At 70.9% G+C, this 15,993-nt stretch carries 20 protein-coding genes; 9 read left to right on the top strand and 11 right to left on the bottom strand.

Annotated elements, in window-relative coordinates; genetic code table 11:
- Nucleotides 1-27: 27 nt before the first annotated feature.
- The 4 genes from ACK41C_RS19150 to ACK41C_RS19165 form a co-directional block, all read right to left on the bottom strand.
- Nucleotides 28-852 carry a universal stress protein gene (locus tag ACK41C_RS19150; protein ID WP_409657810.1) on the bottom strand — a complete coding sequence of 275 codons (825 nt, stop codon included), beginning with the start codon at nt 850-852 and terminating at the stop codon, nt 28-30.
- 28 nt (nt 853-880) lie between these two features.
- The gene (locus ACK41C_RS19155) at nt 881-1,576 is read right to left on the bottom strand and encodes a BON domain-containing protein (protein ID WP_409657812.1); all 696 of its coding nucleotides are present in this window, start codon (nt 1,574-1,576) and stop codon (nt 881-883) included.
- An 11-nt stretch (nt 1,577-1,587) separates the two neighbouring features.
- Nucleotides 1,588-2,268, bottom strand: a complete 681-nt coding sequence (locus ACK41C_RS19160) for a helix-turn-helix domain-containing protein (protein WP_409657814.1) — start codon at nt 2,266-2,268, stop codon at nt 1,588-1,590.
- Between the two features lie 87 nt (nt 2,269-2,355).
- Nucleotides 2,356-2,955, bottom strand: coding sequence for an NAD(P)H-dependent oxidoreductase (locus ACK41C_RS19165; protein WP_409657817.1), 600 nt, complete (start codon nt 2,953-2,955; stop codon nt 2,356-2,358).
- A 115-nt stretch (nt 2,956-3,070) separates the two neighbouring features.
- Between ACK41C_RS19165 and ACK41C_RS19170 the strand changes: the two genes are divergently transcribed.
- The 6 genes from ACK41C_RS19170 to ACK41C_RS19195 all read left to right on the top strand — a co-directional run bounded on the left by ACK41C_RS19170 (nt 3,071) and on the right by ACK41C_RS19195 (nt 8,514).
- Nucleotides 3,071-3,520 (top strand): host attachment protein, encoded by a 450-nt coding sequence (locus ACK41C_RS19170; protein ID WP_409657820.1) that lies wholly within the window; start codon nt 3,071-3,073, stop codon nt 3,518-3,520.
- A complete protein-coding gene (locus ACK41C_RS19175) occupies nt 3,520-5,040 on the top strand; it encodes a thymidine phosphorylase family protein (RefSeq protein WP_409657823.1) in 1,521 nt (506 codons plus the stop codon). The genes ACK41C_RS19170 and ACK41C_RS19175 overlap by 1 nt, the downstream gene beginning before the upstream one ends.
- On the top strand, nt 5,037-5,921 hold the full coding sequence (gene prs, locus ACK41C_RS19180; protein ID WP_409657826.1) for a ribose-phosphate diphosphokinase: 885 nt from the start codon (nt 5,037-5,039) through the stop codon (nt 5,919-5,921). The genes ACK41C_RS19175 and prs overlap by 4 nt, the downstream gene beginning before the upstream one ends.
- A complete protein-coding gene (locus tag ACK41C_RS19185) occupies nt 5,918-7,546 on the top strand; it encodes an MBL fold metallo-hydrolase (protein ID WP_409657829.1) in 1,629 nt (542 codons plus the stop codon). The genes prs and ACK41C_RS19185 overlap by 4 nt, the downstream gene beginning before the upstream one ends.
- Nucleotides 7,547-7,571: 25 nt before the next feature.
- A complete protein-coding gene (locus ACK41C_RS19190) occupies nt 7,572-7,880 on the top strand; it encodes a hypothetical protein (RefSeq protein WP_409657832.1) in 309 nt (102 codons plus the stop codon).
- A gap of 67 nt (nt 7,881-7,947) precedes the next feature.
- Nucleotides 7,948-8,514, top strand: coding sequence for a LysE family translocator (locus ACK41C_RS19195; RefSeq protein ID WP_409658006.1), 567 nt, complete (start codon nt 7,948-7,950; stop codon nt 8,512-8,514).
- Between the two features lies 1 nt (nt 8,515).
- On the opposite strand, the gene ACK41C_RS19200 is transcribed toward ACK41C_RS19195, so the two are convergent.
- Complete coding sequence (locus ACK41C_RS19200; RefSeq protein ID WP_409657835.1) at nt 8,516-8,716, bottom strand: hypothetical protein; 201 nt, start codon at nt 8,714-8,716, stop codon at nt 8,516-8,518.
- A 123-nt stretch (nt 8,717-8,839) separates the two neighbouring features.
- Between ACK41C_RS19200 and ACK41C_RS19205 the strand changes: the two genes are divergently transcribed.
- Nucleotides 8,840-9,673: a universal stress protein gene (locus ACK41C_RS19205; protein ID WP_409657838.1), complete on the top strand. Its 834-nt coding sequence runs from the start codon at nt 8,840-8,842 to the stop codon at nt 9,671-9,673.
- Nucleotides 9,674-9,680: 7 nt separating this feature from the next.
- Here ACK41C_RS19205 and ACK41C_RS19210 read toward each other — a convergent pair whose 3' ends face one another.
- A complete protein-coding gene (locus tag ACK41C_RS19210; RefSeq protein WP_409657840.1) occupies nt 9,681-10,142 on the bottom strand; it encodes a c-type cytochrome in 462 nt (153 codons plus the stop codon).
- Between the two features lie 236 nt (nt 10,143-10,378).
- Here ACK41C_RS19210 and ACK41C_RS19215 point away from each other — a divergent pair, with 236 nt between their 5' ends.
- Nucleotides 10,379-10,729 carry a c-type cytochrome gene (locus tag ACK41C_RS19215; protein ID WP_409657843.1) on the top strand — a complete coding sequence of 117 codons (351 nt, stop codon included), beginning with the start codon at nt 10,379-10,381 and terminating at the stop codon, nt 10,727-10,729.
- Here the strand turns inward: ACK41C_RS19215 and ACK41C_RS19220 are convergent.
- From ACK41C_RS19220 to coxB, 4 genes are read right to left on the bottom strand one after another with little or no spacing between them, the layout of a single operon-like run.
- Nucleotides 10,726-11,220, bottom strand: coding sequence for a pyridoxamine 5'-phosphate oxidase family protein (locus tag ACK41C_RS19220; RefSeq protein ID WP_409657846.1), 495 nt, complete (start codon nt 11,218-11,220; stop codon nt 10,726-10,728). The two genes, ACK41C_RS19215 and ACK41C_RS19220, sit on opposite strands and share 4 nt — an antisense overlap.
- Before the next feature lie 53 nt (nt 11,221-11,273).
- A complete protein-coding gene (locus ACK41C_RS19225; RefSeq protein ID WP_409657849.1) occupies nt 11,274-11,606 on the bottom strand; it encodes a hypothetical protein in 333 nt (110 codons plus the stop codon).
- Nucleotides 11,603-14,107 (bottom strand): cytochrome c oxidase subunit I, encoded by a 2,505-nt coding sequence (gene ctaD / locus ACK41C_RS19230; RefSeq protein WP_409657852.1) that lies wholly within the window; start codon nt 14,105-14,107, stop codon nt 11,603-11,605. The genes ACK41C_RS19225 and ctaD overlap by 4 nt, the downstream gene beginning before the upstream one ends.
- A complete protein-coding gene (gene coxB / locus ACK41C_RS19235) occupies nt 14,104-14,826 on the bottom strand; it encodes a cytochrome c oxidase subunit II (protein ID WP_409657854.1) in 723 nt (240 codons plus the stop codon). The genes ctaD and coxB overlap by 4 nt, the downstream gene beginning before the upstream one ends.
- Between coxB and ACK41C_RS19240 the strand changes: the two genes are divergently transcribed.
- Nucleotides 14,794-15,276 (top strand): DUF2231 domain-containing protein, encoded by a 483-nt coding sequence (locus ACK41C_RS19240; RefSeq protein ID WP_409657857.1) that lies wholly within the window; start codon nt 14,794-14,796, stop codon nt 15,274-15,276. The genes coxB and ACK41C_RS19240 overlap by 33 nt on opposite strands.
- On the opposite strand, the gene ACK41C_RS19245 is transcribed toward ACK41C_RS19240, so the two are convergent.
- On the bottom strand, nt 15,243-15,734 hold the full coding sequence (locus ACK41C_RS19245; RefSeq protein ID WP_409657860.1) for a CopD family protein: 492 nt from the start codon (nt 15,732-15,734) through the stop codon (nt 15,243-15,245). The two genes, ACK41C_RS19240 and ACK41C_RS19245, sit on opposite strands and share 34 nt — an antisense overlap.
- Nucleotides 15,735-15,993 lie beyond the last annotated feature (259 nt).

The following is a 15,993-nucleotide window of genomic DNA, read 5'->3' on the forward strand; positions in this document are numbered from 1 at the left end:
GAGCGGCGCGCAAACGTCGAGGCCCGTTCAGTGGCTCAGCAGCACGAAACGCTCGGGGCGCCGCAACAGGTCCTTGGTGACGCCGCCGAACGCCCATTCCTTCAGCCGGCTGTGACCATAGCAGCCGGAGACGATCAGGTCGGCTTCGATGGCCTCGGCCTGGGCTTGCAGTTCGGTGACGACCTGATCGTCCGGCGCCGCGAGCACCATCGGCGTCGCCCGCACGCCGTGGCGGCCCAGATGGGCGACAACCTCCTCGGTATGCAGGGTGGCGGCGTCGACCCGGTCGGCGTCGCAGACCTCCAGCACCACCACCCGCTCGGCGGCCTTGAGGAAGGGCAGGGCGTCGGCCAAGGCGCGCCGAGCCTCTCGCGTGTCCTTCCAGGCCACCACCACGCCCTCGCCCTTGAGGCTCCGCGCCTCGGGCGGCGCCACTAGCACCGGGCGTCCCGCCGTGATGGCCAGCTCGGCCACGTCCAGCGACTTGAAGACGTCCACCATCTCCAGCGGCGCGCCGCCGGCGACGATCAGGTCCGCCCCACGGGCGGTGCGCGCGACGGCGGAGGTCGGCGTTTCGGCGACCGCCCGCCACTCGGCCTTGAGGCCGGCGGCATGGCGGCGGAAGCTCTCCTCGGCGCTGGTGAGGTCGGCCTGAAGCTGCTCGGCCAGCGCCGTGTGGAACTCCGCGGCCAGCATGCCGAAGGGGTCGAAGACGGCGGCCGATTGCAGCTGCTGGGCGCCCACCCCCATCAGGATCGCGTCGAAGCGGCGGGCGAGGTCGGCGGCGCAGGCCAGCCGCGCCTCGCAGCGGTCGCCGGGCTCGGCGTGGACGAGGATGCTCTTGACGGACACGGGGCGCGCCTCCTTCGGGGGCTTGGGATCAGGGCTCGACGTGGATGCGGTTGTCGACGCCGGCCACGCCGGGCGCGGCGCGCACCGCCAGTTCGGCGATCTCGCGCTGGAAGGCGGCCCGCACGCGGCCCTCCAGCCGCACCTGACCGTCCTCGACGACGACCTGCACGGGCGCGGCGTCGGTACGCGCCTGGCGCACGAAGGCTTCCTCGATCCGCGCCGTCAGGTCGGGGGCGGTGGCTCTCGGCCGCACCACAATGTGGTTCGTCAGCCGGCGCACGCCCTTCTCGCCACGCACGCACCTTTCGACGGCGTCGCGCTGATAGCCGTGCTCCACCTCGCCGGTCAGGATCACGTGGCCCTCGTCGACCCGCACCTTGATCATATGACCCGGCGCGGCGATGTCGGCGTCGAGCGCGCGGACCAGGCGGGCGGCGACTTCGTCGTCGGCCTGGGCCGTCAGATCCGGAGTCCGCACCTCCAGCTCCTGGGCCAGGGCGCGCACGCCGTCGACGGCGCGGGCGGCCCGCTCGGCGGCCAGCCGCTGGCCGAAGGTCGGAACGTGGCCCGTCAAGGTGACGACGCCGCCCTTCACCGCCACGCCGATCGCCCGGGCGTCGAGCGCGGCGGCGGAGTCCAGGGCCTGTTGAACCTTGTCCCTCAGCGTCCGGTCATCCATGACCCAAGCCTCCCAGCTTTCCACCGCCGCGTGCAGCCCGCTCATGGCCGGTCCGATCAGCTGGCGGCCATGGTTTCCAGCGCCGCACGATCGCGCACGCGGAAGTGACGGCAGCTCTTGAACTCCACCACGCCGACGCCCTGCAGCTGGGTCACCATGCGCGAAACCGTCTCGATGGTCAGGCCCAGATAGTCGGCCATGTCCTGGCGGCTCATGGCCAGCTCAACCGTTTCGCCCTCGGCGCGTTCGGCCAGGCCCTTCAGGAAGCTCGCCACCCGTTCGCAGGCGGTCTTGCGGACCAGCAGCAGCAGGTGCTCGCGCGACCGCTCCAGTTCGCGCACCGTGGCGTCCCAGATCATCGCCTGGACCCGCTCGTCGCCGACGGCCAGGCGCAGCGCCTTGCGCTTGGCGATCATCACCACGCAGTCGGTCAGGGCCTCGGCGGCCATCAGGTGGGCTTCGCCGGTCTCGACGCCGAAGGTGTCGCCCGGATAGTAGAAGTCGCCGATCTGACGGCGGCCATCGGCGGTGAAGGAGGAGGTGCGGACCACCCCGCTCACCACGCGGTAGACGAGGTCGGCGTCTTCGCCCTGACCATAGATCTCTTCGTCCTTTGCGAAGGTCATCCGCACGCCGATCCCGGCCAGGATGTCGTCGTTCGCGGCGACCGGGCGCGCGGGTTGGGCGGGCCGGGTCGGAGCCGGGCGGACGTCGTCGAATGCGTGGATGAGGGTCATGCGGGCCTCCTGCTTGACCCAAGGCTTACGGGCAGGAGGGACTTCGAAAAATTCGGGAGGGTCCCCTAAGGGTTCTTCCCTACGTAGTCATACGGAGGCGTCGCCGAACAGCCTCCGCGCCGCGTCCGCCGTCTCGGCCAGCAGCGCCTCGGCCGCCTCGGGCGTCATGTTGGCGACGACGCCGCCGATGTGGACATGGTCTGCGACCGACAGGCCCAGGACCCCGGCAAGATGGGCGTCGAAGCCGCGCTTCAGGGTCTCGAGCGCCCCGGTCTGGGCCACCCAGGCGTCCGGCGCGCCGGAGGTGGTGAAGCTGACCAGCCGCCGGCCCGCCAGCAACGGCTGTACGCCCGAAGGACCCGGCGCATAGCCGAAGCCCGGCCCCATCACCCGGTCCACATAGCCCTTGAGGATGGCGGGCGGAGCGTTGAACCACCACGGATAGAAGAAGGCGAAGACGTCGGCTTCGGCGACGAGGGCGCGCTCGGCCGCCACCTCCTCCGCGATCCGGTAATCCGGCGCGCCGGGAATCTCCTGCGCCGGCATCCGGGGGTCGAAACCTGCGGCGTAGAGGTCCCGGCGCACCGTCTCGTGGCCGAGGGCGCGCACGGCGGTTTCGTAGGCGGCGGCGTTGGCGTGGGTGAAGCTCGCCGGATTCGGGTGGGCGAGGACGACGGCGTGCTTCATTGGGGCTCCTCCAGGAACGATCCTATCCAAGCGCGGGCCGCCGGGCGATGGTTTGATTTCGGTCACGGCGCGCCCGCGGCGGCTCGCCATGGTTCACGCCGGAATGGAGGCCCACATGACTGCCGATGTCACCACCTGGATCGTCGCCGCCGACGGCCGCAACGCCCACATCTTCGAGGAGCGCCGTCGCCATGGCCCGCTGCACGAGATCCCCGAACTCGCCCGCAGGTTCGGCGAGGCGGACCGTCCCCCGGCTCACGCCCACGGCGGCACGGTGCACAGCCGCGCCGGCGATGGCCGCTCCAACATGTACGACGCCGACCCGGACGAGGCCGCCGAGCGCCGCTTCCTGACCGCCTTGGCCCGCGACCTGGACGCTGCCGCCGTGCGGGGCGCCTTCAAGCAACTGGTCCTGTTCGCGCCGCCGCGGGCGCTGGGCGTGCTGCGCGGCGCGCTCAAGCCCGCCACGGCGCGCCTGGTCGAGGTCGCCGACGCCCACGACCGGACCCTGGACGGCGCCGAGGCGCTTCGGAGCCGGTTGCGCGACGTGCGGATTCCGGCCTGATGGCCGAGCTTCCGCCCGAGGCCTCGGGCGTGGCCCTGCGCCTGAAGCCGCTCGCCTTCGACACCTATCGCGAGAACGCGGTGTTCCTGTCGCGCGACTGCGTGGCGGTGCGGCCCGAGCGGCTGGCCGGGGCGCGGCGGGTGGAGGTTCATGCTGGGAGCCTGCGCCTGCTGGCCTCGCCGGTGATCTGCGACGATCCCGCCCTGGTGGCGCCGGGCGAGATCGGCGCGCCCCAGCCGCTGTTCCGGCGGCTGGGCCTGCCCGCTGGCGCCTTGGTCGAGGTGGCGCCCGCGCCGCCGGCCCGCAGCTTCGCCTTCGTACGCGACAAGGTGGCCGGCGAGGTGCTGACCCTTCCGCAACTGGAGGCCATCGCCCGCGACCTTTCCGAGCATCGTTGGTCCGACATCGAGGTGGCCGCCTTCCTGATCGCCTGCGCGGCCTTCATGACCCCCGACGAAACCCTGGACATGACGCGGGCGATGATCTCCGCCGGCCGCCGGCTCGATTGGGACGGCCGGACGGTCGTGGACAAGCACTGCATCGGCGGCGTGCCGGGCAACCGCACCTCCCTGATCGTCGCGCCTATCGTGGCCGCCCACGGCCTGCTGATGCCCAAGACATCCTCGCGGGCCATCACCTCGCCGGCCGGCACGGCCGACACCATGGAGGTGCTCGCTCGGGTCGACCTTTCCGAGGAAGAGATGCGGGCGGTGGTGGAGCGTTGCGGCGCCTGCGTCGTCTGGGGCGGGCGGGTCAACCTCTCGCCGGCCGACGACGTGCTGATCTCGGTGGAGCGGCCGCTGGCCATCGACACGCCAGAGCAGATGGTGGCTTCGATCCTCTCCAAGAAGGTCGCCGCCGGCTCCACCCGGCTGCTGCTCGACGTGCCGGTCGGTCCAAGCGCCAAGATCCGCGACCGTCGCGCCGCCCTGAGACTGAAGAAACTGTTCGAGCACGTCGCCGGACGGCTTGGGCTGGAGACCGAAGTGCTCCTGACCGACGTGCTGGAGCCGGTCGGCTTCGGGGTCGGGCCGGTGCTGGAAGCGCGCGATGTACGCGCCGTTCTCCGCGGGCGTCCCGACGCGCCAGCGGACCTGCGGGAAAAATCCATCCGCCTCGCCGGCCGGATCCTGGAGGCCGATCCTGACGTCCGGGGCGGGCAGGGCGAGGCGCGCGCCCGCGAACTGCTGGCCAGCGGGGCTGCGGCCCGCAAGATGGACGAGATCGCCAAGGCCCAGGGCCCCTCTCCGATTTCCGGAGCCCTCGGGTCGCGGGTTCACGAGGTGCGCGCCGCGCGCGCCGGGCGCATCGCCCAGGTGGACTGCTGGCGCATCGCCACCATCGCAAGGCTGGCCGGCGCGCCCACGGATCCGGGGGCCGGGGTCGACCTGCTGCACAAGGTCGGCGACGAGGTGGTGGAGGGCGCGCCGCTGTTCCGCATCCACGGCTCGGAGCCCTCGGACTTCCAGTTCGCCCTCGAGGCCGCCGAGGAAGACCACGGCTTCAGGTTCGCGTCATGAGCTTCGCCGTCCACGCCTTCGCGGAGGACGAAGCGCCGGCCCGGCGCCTGGCCGACGTGCTCGGCCTTCCGTTCCGAGCCGTGGCCGCCCACGTCTTCCCGGATGGGGAAGTCCTGCCGCAGGTGTCGCCGGGGGACGAAACGGTCCTCGCCTATGCCGGGCTGGACCGGCCGAACGGCAAGCTTGTCCGCCTGCTCCTCGCCTGCGACGCCTGGCGCCGGGCCGGCGTGCGCCGGCTGGTCCTGGTCGCCCCCTATATGTGCTACATGCGCCAGGACGCGGTGTTCTCGCCGGGCCAGCCGCTCAGCCGCGACGTGATCGGCGGCCTGCTGGGCGCGCAGTTCGACCGCATCGTGACCGTGGAGCCGCACCTGCACCGTACGGCGGACTTGGGCCCTGTCTTCGCCCCCGCCTCCACGACCGCCGTGTCGGCCGCGGAAGCCTTGGGCGAGGCTCTGGGCGCGGCGGGGAACCCGCTGGTCGTCGGCCCCGACGAAGAATCCGAGCCTTGGGCGCGGAAGGTCGCAGGCGTTCTGGGATGCGACCATGCCGTTCTACGCAAGGTGCGGCTGGGAGATCGGCGCGTGCGCCTGATCCTGCCGCCAGAACTCGAGGTTCGGGGCCGTCGGGTGGCCCTGATCGACGACATCTGCTCCAGCGGCGGCACCCTGGCCGAAGCCCTGCGGCTGTTCGCAGGGCTGGGCGCGGCCGCCCTCGAAGTCGCGGTGGTGCACGCGCTGTTCGACGCCGCGGCCGGCCGCAAGCTGGCCAAGGCGGGCGCCGGGCGGGTGATCTCGACCGACTCCTGTGCGCATTCTACGAACGCCGTAGCCCTGGCGCCGCTCCTGGCCCGGGCGCTCGCCGAGGAGTTCGTCGCTTGACTGTCACCCTAACCTTTCACGGCGCGGCCGGCTGCGTGACCGGCTTCTGCGCGCGGCTGGAGACGGGCGCGGCGACCGTGCTGATCGACTGCGGCATGTTCCAGGGACCGAAGACCCTGAAAGCTCTGAACTATCAGCCGTTTCCATTTCCGGCCGATCAGGTGGACGCCGTCCTCCTGACCCACGCCCATATCGACCATTCGGGCCTGCTGCCCAAGCTCGCCAAGGCGGGTTTCGATGGGCCGGTCTACGCCACCGCGGGAACCCGGGATCTCTGCGCCGTCATGCTGCCCGACGCCGGCAGCATTCAGGAGAGCGAGGTGCGCCAGCTCAACCGCCGCAATCAGCGTCGCGGCCGCCCGCCGGTGGAGCCGATCTACACCCAGCGGGATGCGCTCAAGACCATGGACCTGTTCCGGAAGGTCAAGCTCGGCCAGCCGGTCGAGGTCGCGCCTGGAATCAGCGCCGTCTATTGGGAAGCCGGTCACATCCTGGGCTCGGCCTCCATCGAAGTCCGCGTGGAGACGGAGGAGGGGCCGCTTTCCATTCTGTTCTCGGGCGACCTCGGCCCCGGCGGCCGGGACTATTCGCCAGATCCCGAAGGTCCCGTGGGTGTGGATCACCTGGTGATCGAGTCCACCTACGGCGAGCGCCGCCGGCCCTGGATCGACCCCGAGCGCCGGCGCGAGATGCTGGCCGAGGAGCTGCGCGCCGCCCACGCCGCCGGCGGCCCGTTGCTGATCCCCGCCTTCGCCGTGGAGCGGTCTCAGGAACTGCTGGCCGACATCCTCGCGCTGATGGACGATGGCGCAGCGCCGAAGGCCGACATCTTCCTGGACTCGCCGTTGGCCATCGAGGCCACTGAAGTCTTCCGCCGCCGCGGCTGGAACCGAAACACCGGGCGCAATCCGTTCGAGGGCCTGCACGATGGAGAGCGGCTGAAGTTCCTGCGCCATCCCTCGGAGAGCGACCGGCTGGACCGCCTTTCCGGCTGGCACATCATCCTGGCCGCCAGCGGCATGTGCGACGCTGGGCGGGTCCGCAAGCACCTGAAGCGGCTGTTGTGGCGCCGGCAGGCCACAGTGCTGATTCCAGGCTACCAGGCCGTGGGGACGCTCGGGCGGATCCTGCAGGAGGGCGCCGAGCGGGTCAGCATCCAGGGCGAGCAGATCCAGGTCCGCGCCCGCATTCGCTCGCTGGACGTCTATTCGGGCCACGCCGACGCCGACGGGCTGGTCTCCTGGGCCAAGGCGCGGGCACCTGTCGCCGGCGATGTGTTCCTCGCCCATGGGGAACCGGCCGCCATCGAGGGCTTGCGCGGCCGCCTGACGGAGGCAGGTTTTGCAGCCGACGGCATCCTCAGCCCGCGGCTGGACGAGGGCTTCGTGCTCCACCGTTCGGGTGCTGCGGCCGTGGCGAATGAGCCCCGCATCGATCCCGAGGCGGTGGCCCGGCCCGACTGGCATAACGCCCGCGCCGCTCTGCTTCTGGCTCTGGACGCCCGGCTGGAGGAGGCGGCCGACGACGCCCAGCGCGCCGCCCTGATCGAAGGCCTGCTCGCCCGCCTGGGGCGCGAATCCGTTGACCGGCGTCAAAGCGCCGCAGCCGGGATCGTGGCTCCTTGAGGCCGCACCCAACTGGAGCGCGATCATGAGCAAATCCCTGGTGAAGAACCTGACCGAGAACCTCGAAGAGGCGCTCGAGGAAGTGACCCACGAACTGAAGAAGGCTGGCGCGGCCATCAGCGACGAGACGCGGGACAATTTCGCCCGCGCCGCCGCCGACCTGAACGAGGCGGCCCAGACCTTCGTGACCGAGGCGCGCAAACGTTCCGAAGCGGTCGCCCGCGGCGCCGTGGCCGAGGTCAAGGAGCACCCGATGGCGACGGCGGCCATCGCCGCGGCCGCAGCCGCCCTGATCGGCCTGGCTATCGCCAAGCGGTTCGAGCCCGCCGAATAAGGGGCCGGGCCTGGACGTCCTTCCCGATCTTCCGAGGCTCGCCGCCTTTCTGCTAGCCGTCGGCCTGATCGAGCTAACGCCCGGGCCCAACATGGGCTACCTCGCCCTGGTGGCGGCGCGTCATGGCCGCGCCGCCGGCTGGGCTACGATTGTAGGGATCACGGCGGGGCTGGCGGTCTACATGCTGGCCGCCGTGATCGGTCTTGCCGAGGCGATGACGCGCGCGCCTTGGCTCTACCAAGCCCTGCGCTTCGCCGGCGTCGGCTACCTGCTGTGGCTGGCGGTGGAGGCGTGGCGGGGGACCCCCGACGGGGCGCCCGCGGTCGTGTCCGGCGCCTACGGCCGCTTCGCCTGGCGCGGCTTCGTCGCCAATGTGCTCAATCCAAAGGCCGCGGTCTTCTACGTCACCCTGCTGCCGGGCTTCACCCGGCCGGACGAGGGCGGCGTCGCCGGTCAGATCCTGGCCCTGGGCGCAATCCACCTTGCCGTCAGCATCGCGGTTCACGGCGCCGTCGTGTGGCTGGCGGGGGCGGCCCGCCCGTATGCGGCCGGCGCCAATCCCTGGCTGCGGATGGTTTTCGCGTTGGGCCTCGTCGCCGTGGCCGCTTGGCTGGCCTGGTCGACCCGCGGCTAGTTCAGTCGTGCAGCGGGAACGAGCCGATCTGCTCGGTGACGTCGCGTCGCGTCCTCGGGGGGCGGCGCTGCGCCGGCCGCGGCATCCGCCCTGTCGCCAGCTGAAAGAGGGCCCGTAAGCCTGCGGCGAAGAAGGCGGCGAACTCCCGCGCGCCGCGCCCGAAATTCAGGGGATCCGCATCGATGCCGAGTCGCTCGCCCATGGTTTGTCCTCCATTGGAGACCAAACTTGGAACCGAACCGTCCGGTCGGCCTTGACGAGGGTCAAAGCCTGGCCGTGAGATCCGGCGTTAAAGACGACGAACGCATCAACGGGAGATTGGCCGATGAGCTATCGAGACGTCCTGGTCTATGCCGATGCAGGCGAAGCGGCTCCCTCGCGCTATGCCGCGGCCGCGGCCTTCGCCGCTCGCTTCGGCGGGCGGCTGAAGGGCGCTTTCGTGCTGGAGCCCTTCCTGCCGCCCTATATGGGCCCGACCTACGGCGCCTATCTTCCCGCCCAGGTGATGCAGGACATGCTGGCCGAGCACCGCGCCTACGTGACGAAGCGGGCCGAAGCCGCGCGCGAGGCCTTCGAGCAAGCGGCCGCCAACGCCGGGGTCGCCAGCGAGTGGGTGGTGATCGAGGCCGAAGGGCCCGACAGCTACATGCAGCACGCCCGTCGCGCGGACGTCGTCGTGCATCCTGCGCGCGGCGGGCTCGACGCCCATGGAACCCCGATGGGCGCCGCCGACCTGGCGATGGGCTGCGGCGGCCCGGTGCTGATCGTGCCGGACATGGTGTCCGACCTGAAGATCGGCGACAGGATCCTGGTGGCCTGGAACGGAACCCGCGAAGCCGCCCGCGCCTTGCGCGACGCCATGCCGATGCTGACTGAGGCCGGCCAGGTGACGGTGCTGATCGCCTCGCCCAACGGCGAGGGGCCGGAAGGGGTCCTCCAGCGCCATCTGGAAGATCACGGCTGCAAGGCCGACGTCATTGTCGACCGCACCCGCGGCGAGGAGGCCGACGTGCTGATCCGCCGGCACGCGCAGAACCTTGGGGCAGATGTGGTGGTGATGGGCCTCTACGGCCACTCGCGCGTGCGCCAAGCGGTGCTGGGCGGCGCCAGTCGCGGCATGCTGGACCAGCGCACCCTGCCGCTCTTCGTCTCGCACTGAGCCTGGCTCAGCCGCCGGTCTTCGGGGGAGCGGAGGCCGGGCCGAAGGCGTGGCGGCCGGGGCCGCGGCCGTCGTCGCCACGCCAGATCTGGTTGCGGATCGCCTCGCGGCTTCCGCCGTAGATCCACGCATCATCCGAGAGATCCGGGGTGCGGTTCTCCGAGTTTCCTTCGCCGGCCAGGCCGTGGCAGGCGGCGCAATGGGCCTCGTAGAGCGGGATGGCGCGTCCCACCGCCTTTGCGTCGGTGGCTCGGCCCGAGAGCGCCAGCACGTACTCCGTCAGATCCTCGATCTCCGAGGGGCCGAGCTGCGCCTGCGCCCCGAAACCCGGCATGGCGACGCCGGGGCCCAGAGGCCGGAACGCCGCGCCCTCGGCCTGCGGCAGGCGCGATTCCGCATGGGCCCCGACCGCCAGGGCGGACAGCGCCGCCAAGGCTGCGGAACCGGCGCGCCAGGCGCGGCTCACCATTCGTCCTCGCGACGCCGCGCATCGACCGAGAGGCCGAGGATGACCAACAGCAGGCTGGCCAGACCCGCCCAGAAGGCGGCGAGAAAGATGTTGTGCCCGTTCATGGACCGCTCCTTCGCAGGCGTTATGCCACCTCAGGGCCTCGCCCGGCGCCTTGATCGAGGTCAAGGCCGCTTGCCGACGCCGCCCTAAGGTCCAATCTGGCCGATGTACGCCAGGAACGGGAGGTCGGCGCCATGAGCTTCAGGATCGCTGCAATCGGGTTCGGCTTCGTGGTCGCCGGCTGTGCGGGGCTGGAGAAGCCGGCCGCGTCGCTCGTTTCCGCCAGCGACTTCGAGCTGCAACGCGGCCGCGCCGTCGCCGAGCAGCGGTGCAGCGGTTGTCACGATATCGGCCAGGGGACCTCGTCGTCCCCCTCGAACGGCCCGCCCTTCGCCGTCGTGCGCCTGCGCAGCACTGGTCCCGCCCTCGAGCGCCGCCTCGCCGCCATCTCCCGCGACGGGCATTTCGAAATGCCCCGCCTGCAGCTCCAGCCGGACGAGATCGCGGCCCTGGCCCGCTACATCGAGAGCGTCGAGGCGCCTTAGATCGGCTCGACTTCGAAGTCCTCGACCACCCGCAGCAGCACCTGCTGACCCGGTGGATGGGCGTAGTTCACCAGGGAGATGATCTCCGGCCGGATCTCCAGCACCGCCACGCTGGGCGAACTCGGATGCGGCGCGAAGGCTTCCACTTCCCGGCGACCCCAGATCAGGTGGTTGAGCTCCTCGATCAGATGCGGTTCGGCCACCTCGGCGGCGCGCGCGGCCATCGAGAGGCCGCTGACCGATCTCTCCGCGCCCCGCGGTCCCGCGATGGCTACAGAAACCCGCGAGTCCCGGCGGATATTGACGAGCTTCTGGCTCTCCCGTCCCACCAGGCAGTAGAGCGTGACGCCGCGGTGCAGGTAGTTGACGGTCGTCGCCTGGGGCCAGCCGTCCTCGCGCAGGGTGGCCAGGGTCATCAGCTGCCCGCCGCCAAGGATCTCCAGGATCCGGGCCTTCAGTTCGGCGGGGACGGGGACGTCTTCGCGGCTCACGTTGCGGCTCCCTTGGTCGGCATTCTAGTCCGGGCGGGCGGGCGGCGACAGGCTCATCCGCACGCCCGGGTGGTCAGGATGGGCAGTCCGGTCCAGACGGTGGCGATCCCGGCGGCCAGGGCGAGCATGAGGCTTGTCCGCCGCAGGAACCTGAGATCCGACCGTTCCGTCGGATGGCGTCGGACGATCCAGGCCGCCAGCGCCGCGATCGCTGCGAGGTGGCCGATCCAGATCGCGGCCATCACCCCGTGGGCGATGGCCGGCGGCCAGCCCGGCGCCCGAGCGCAGATCAGCGAGTGGGCAGCATAGAGCGCCACGAAGGCTGAGCTCCAGATGAGGAAGCCGGCGACGAACACGACCAGCAGGACGGGCGGGGGCGGTCTCATGCGCCGCCTCCTGCGAGCGGGGCGTAGAGTGCGGCCAACACGACGCCGCCCGAGGCGGAGGCGTAGCCCTGCCAAAGGCCAAGCGCGCGGAACTCCACGCCGCGAGACGTCGAGATCCAGCCGCGTGCAGCCCTGGCCCCGGCATAGGCGCAGATGAGCGCTCCGATCCCGTTCTGCAGCGCGCCGTAGAGGCAAAGCGCGCCCACGGCCGCGCCATAGGCATGGGCCCTGGGGGAAGGGGCGAGCGCGGCGATGGCCAGGAAGGCGGCCACCGCAGCCAGGTTCAGGACGAGGGCTGCGCCGAGCCAGATCGTCCGCCGAGCCTTGTCCTCCTGCCGATTGGCCCTGGCGGCGAGGGCGGCGGCCGGGACTCCGCCCGCAAGGCTGAACGCGGCGATCGCCAGGATCGGCAGGTTGGGCGCGATCAGGGCCGGCGGCGGCCAGTTCGGCGCCACCACCCACAGGAAGGCGTAGCCGAAGATCAAGGAGGCGAAGAAGGTCCCGTTCGCCATCAGGGTGAAGATCATGCCCCAGAGGCTGGGCGGCGCCTCGGACATGGGATGCAAAGGCGCGGTCTCGCCATTGCCGATGTCCACCGGCGGCAGGTCGAGGCGGAGCCCGCTCGCCCACAGCCAGCGCCAGGCGCAGGCGACGACGGCCGCCAGCGAAAGCGCCGCCAGCCAATAGAGCTTGAAGAGGAAGGCCACGAAGAAGCCGCCAGTGGCCAGCGCCGTGAAGAGCGGGATCCAGGTCGGCCCCGGCAGCAGGATCACCTGTTCGGGCTTGCCGGTCAGCATGTGGACGCCGAGCGTTTCGCGCCAGCCGTTGCGAGGTGTCGCCAGGAGGCCTTCGCCGGCGGCGAGCCGCGCCGGAAGATCCGGCCGCGAGGCGAGCGGATCGCGGTCGGCCACGGTCGGGAGGCTGGCGAGATTGTAGCTCGGCGGCGGCAGGGGCATGGCCCAGTCCAGCGTGCCGGCCTTCCAGGGATTGCGGAAGGTCCGCGGGCCGAAACGGGTCTGGGCGATCACGTCCACCAGCACGAGCCCGAAGCCGATGGCCATGACGAAGCCGCCGATCGAGGAGGCGAGGTTCAGCCCATCCCAGCCCAGGCCCGGCGCATAGGTGTAGACCCTGCGCGGCATGCCGAGCAGCCCCGTGAGGTGCATGGGCAGGAAGGTCAGGTTCATGCCGAGGAAGGTCAGCCAGAAGGCGGCGACCCCCAGGCCCTCGGTGTGTCGCCGGCCGGTCAGGTGCGGCAGCCAGTAGTAGCCCGCAGCCACCATCGGGAAGACGAAGCCGCCGATCAGAACGTAGTGGAGGTGGGCGACGATGAAGTGGGTGTCGTGCGCCTGCAGGTCGAAGGGGACCAGCGCCACCATCACCCCGGTCAGGCCGCCGGTGACGAAGACGAACAGGAATCCGAATACCCAGAGCATCGGCAGGCGCAGCCGCGGCCGCCCCCCGAGCAGGGTCGCCAGCCAGGCGAACACCTGCACCGCCGTCGGCACCGCCACCAGCGTGCTGGCGGCCGAGAAGAAGGCCAGCGACAGGTGCGGGATGCCGGTCGCGAACATGTGGTGGACCCACAGCCCGAAGCTGAGGAAAGCCAGGGCGACGATGGCGCAGACGATCCAGGCGTAGCCCACCAGCGGCCGGCCGGCGAAGACCGGGATGAGGGTGGAGATCACCCCCGCCCCGGGAAGGAAGATGATGTAGACCTCCGGGTGGCCGAACAGCCAGAAGAGGTGCTGCCAGAGCAGGGGGTCGCCCCCGCGCAGGGGGTCGAAGAAGGGCCAGTCGAAGGCCCGCTCGACCTCCAGCAGCACGCTGCCCAGGATCAGCGGGGGAAAGCCGAACAGCATCATGGCCGCGGTCACCCACAGGTACCAGACCAGGATCGGCATCCGCTGCAGGGCCATGCCGGCCGTCCGCACCTTCAGCACGGTGGCCATGAACTCCACCGCCGCGCAGACGGCGGAGACCTCCACGAAGGTCACACCGATGAGCCAGACGTCGGAATTGATGCCCGGGGTGTAGGGTTTGGACGACAGCGGCGTGTACATGAACCAGCCGGCGTCCGGGGCCGCGCCCACCAGCAGGGCCAGGAGGAGGATCGAGCCGCCGAACAGGTAGCACCAGTATCCAAAGGCGCTGAGCCGCGGGAAGGCGAGATCGCGCGCGCCGAGCAGCTTGGGCAATAGGTAGAGCGCCAGGCCCTCGATCATCGGGATGGCGAACAGGAACATCATCACCACGCCGTGCATGGTGAAGACCTGATGGTAGGCGCCAGCCTCCAGAAAAGCAGTCTCGGGCCCGGCGAGCTGGGCCCGGATCAGCATGGCCAGAACCCCGCCGATCAGGAAGAAGATCGCCGCCGTCACCATGAACCGGCGTCCGACGATGGAGTGGTTCACGGCCGACAGGGATCGCCATCCGCCGGGCGTGCCCCAAAGATGGTCCAGGGCCTTGTGACGGGCGAGGGCCGAGAGCTTTCCGGTCATGGGGCGGCTCCCGCGGCCGCCAGCCGCGCGGCGAATTCGTCTGCAGGATGCACCTGCACCTCGAAGTCCATGTCGACGTGGAAGAGGCCGCAGAACTCCGCGCACTGGCCGCGGTAGAGCCCGGGCTCCGGCGCGAACAGACGGATGGTGTTGGCCTTCCCGGGTATGGCGTCGATCTTGCCGCCCAGGCGGGGGACCCAGAAGGCGTGGATCACGTCGCGGGATCGCACCGTCACGTGGACCGGCCGACCCGCCGGCAGGTGAAGGACGTTCAGGGTAGGAGCGGCGGTCTCCTCCGGATAGGCGAACTCCCAACGCCACTGCGAGGCGGTGGCCTCCACGCGATAGGCCGGCTCGTCCGCCCGAGCGCTGGTCGCATCCCCCTCCCGCAGCGACCAGATCAGCAGGGCCAGCAGCACGACGCTCGGGAAGACCAGGCCGCCGCCGATCAGGAAGCCGCGTTCGGAAATTACGCTGGCTCGCCGGCGCAGGGCGTAGAGCGCTGCGGCCATCACGCCGGCCAGAATCACGGCCGAGCCCCAGAACATGATCCACCACAGCAGGGCCACGCGCTCGGCCGCGGGGCTGGCGGGATCAAGGGTGGAGAACGGCCCCGAACAGGCCGCGCAGGCCAGGGCGAGGAGGGGCGCGCCGAACCGCTGGGGCCGCGTGGGCGTTGCACCCCCATGGCCCCACCCGCCCGAGACCCGCACTATCACGAGATCGGCTCGCAGATCGCGCTGGCCGGCCACCCCATTCACGCCATGCTCGTCACCTTCCCGATCGCTCTGGTCTGCGCGACCCTCGGCGGCGATTTCTTCTACTGGCTGACCGCCGACCCGTTCTTCGCCCGGGTCAGCCTCTGGACCAGCGGGTGGGGTTTCGGCCTCGGCCTGCTCGCCGCCGTGGTGGGGACCGCCGAACTCCTGGCCGCCCGCGGCATCCGACGCCGGCCGGAGAGCTGGAGCCACGCCGTGGCGGCCATGATGCTCCTCTCCGTGATCGGCGCGAACTGGGGCCTGCGCCTGATCGACCGCGAGGGGATGGTGCTGCCCTGGGGCGCCTTCCTTTCGGCCCTGGGCCTGGTCCTCGTAGGCCTGGCGGGCTGGCATGGCGGCAAGCTGGTCTTCGAACATCAGATGGGCGTGATGCTGGCCGAGGAGGATTGAAGCGCGCCCGGCGTGGTCAGCCAATGCGGCAGCGGCTCCGTGGCGATGGGCGGCTCGGCCAGCACCAGGAACAGGATGACCCCGATCACCGCCAACTGACCGGCGAAGAGGCCGAACAGCCTCCGCCGCGGCGGGTCGACCTTCTGGTCCGACAACTGGTCGAGGATGTAGCCGTAGTGGACATGGATTCCCGTCAGAACGCTCACCAAGGCCAGCTTGACGAACATCCAGCCGTGCAGGGCGTCGGCGACGAACAGCAACGCCATGCCCGCGCCCACCGCTACGAAGGCGGCCGGCGAGACGATGGCGGTGTAGGCGAACCGGCTGGCGCGGCGCACGCGGGCGAAGTCCTGGGTGTCGGCGACGCGGCGATGGCCCAGCAGAAGGCCGGGCAGGTAGATGAGGCCCGCGCACCAGACGATCAGGCCGGCGATGTGCAGCGCCTTCAGCCACCCCATGCGCGTTCCATTCCTCCCCGCGTTCGAGAGCCGCGCTAACACGCCCCCAGCGACCGTGGACCTGGAGCGTTCAGGCGGAACGGAGGGCGAGCGGGGCGGTTCCGCCGCTTCGCCGCGGGCTTTGCTGTTTTGTCCATTTGGCGGGGCTTGATCGCAGCGAGGGCCGCCCTATCTTGCCGCCACGCGGGCCGGGCCCCTCTGGCGACCTCCAAGGTTGCGATGTCGGACCGCGACGAGCGCCAGTTCGCTCGGGGCCCGC

Origin of the sequence: Phenylobacterium sp., from assembly GCF_046290725.1 — a bacterium.
Lineage (GTDB): Bacteria > Pseudomonadota > Alphaproteobacteria > Caulobacterales > Caulobacteraceae > Phenylobacterium.

Excerpts from the sequence above, each read along its gene's own strand:
- ACK41C_RS19225 (WP_409657849.1), bottom strand. The coding sequence starts at position 11,606 with ATGAGACCGCCCCCGCCCGTCCTGCTGGTCGTGTTCGTCGCCGGCTTC.
- ACK41C_RS19170 (WP_409657820.1), top strand. The coding sequence starts at position 3,071 with ATGACTGCCGATGTCACCACCTGGATCGTCGCCGCCGACGGCCGCAAC.
- prs (WP_409657826.1), top strand. The coding sequence starts at position 5,037 with ATGAGCTTCGCCGTCCACGCCTTCGCGGAGGACGAAGCGCCGGCCCGG.
- ACK41C_RS19200 (WP_409657835.1), bottom strand. The coding sequence starts at position 8,716 with ATGGGCGAGCGACTCGGCATCGATGCGGATCCCCTGAATTTCGGGCGC.
- ctaD (WP_409657852.1), bottom strand. The coding sequence starts at position 14,107 with ATGACCGGAAAGCTCTCGGCCCTCGCCCGTCACAAGGCCCTGGACCAT.
- ACK41C_RS19155 (WP_409657812.1), bottom strand. The coding sequence starts at position 1,576 with ATGAGCGGGCTGCACGCGGCGGTGGAAAGCTGGGAGGCTTGGGTCATG.
- ACK41C_RS19175 (WP_409657823.1), top strand. The coding sequence starts at position 3,520 with ATGGCCGAGCTTCCGCCCGAGGCCTCGGGCGTGGCCCTGCGCCTGAAG.
- ACK41C_RS19215 (WP_409657843.1), top strand. The coding sequence starts at position 10,379 with ATGAGCTTCAGGATCGCTGCAATCGGGTTCGGCTTCGTGGTCGCCGGC.
- ACK41C_RS19210 (WP_409657840.1), bottom strand. The coding sequence starts at position 10,142 with ATGGTGAGCCGCGCCTGGCGCGCCGGTTCCGCAGCCTTGGCGGCGCTG.
- ACK41C_RS19165 (WP_409657817.1), bottom strand. The coding sequence starts at position 2,955 with ATGAAGCACGCCGTCGTCCTCGCCCACCCGAATCCGGCGAGCTTCACC.
- ACK41C_RS19205 (WP_409657838.1), top strand. The coding sequence starts at position 8,840 with ATGAGCTATCGAGACGTCCTGGTCTATGCCGATGCAGGCGAAGCGGCT.
- ACK41C_RS19240 (WP_409657857.1), top strand. The coding sequence starts at position 14,794 with ATGGCCCCACCCGCCCGAGACCCGCACTATCACGAGATCGGCTCGCAG.
- ACK41C_RS19245 (WP_409657860.1), bottom strand. The coding sequence starts at position 15,734 with ATGGGGTGGCTGAAGGCGCTGCACATCGCCGGCCTGATCGTCTGGTGC.
- ACK41C_RS19160 (WP_409657814.1), bottom strand. The coding sequence starts at position 2,268 with ATGACCCTCATCCACGCATTCGACGACGTCCGCCCGGCTCCGACCCGG.
- ACK41C_RS19190 (WP_409657832.1), top strand. The coding sequence starts at position 7,572 with ATGAGCAAATCCCTGGTGAAGAACCTGACCGAGAACCTCGAAGAGGCG.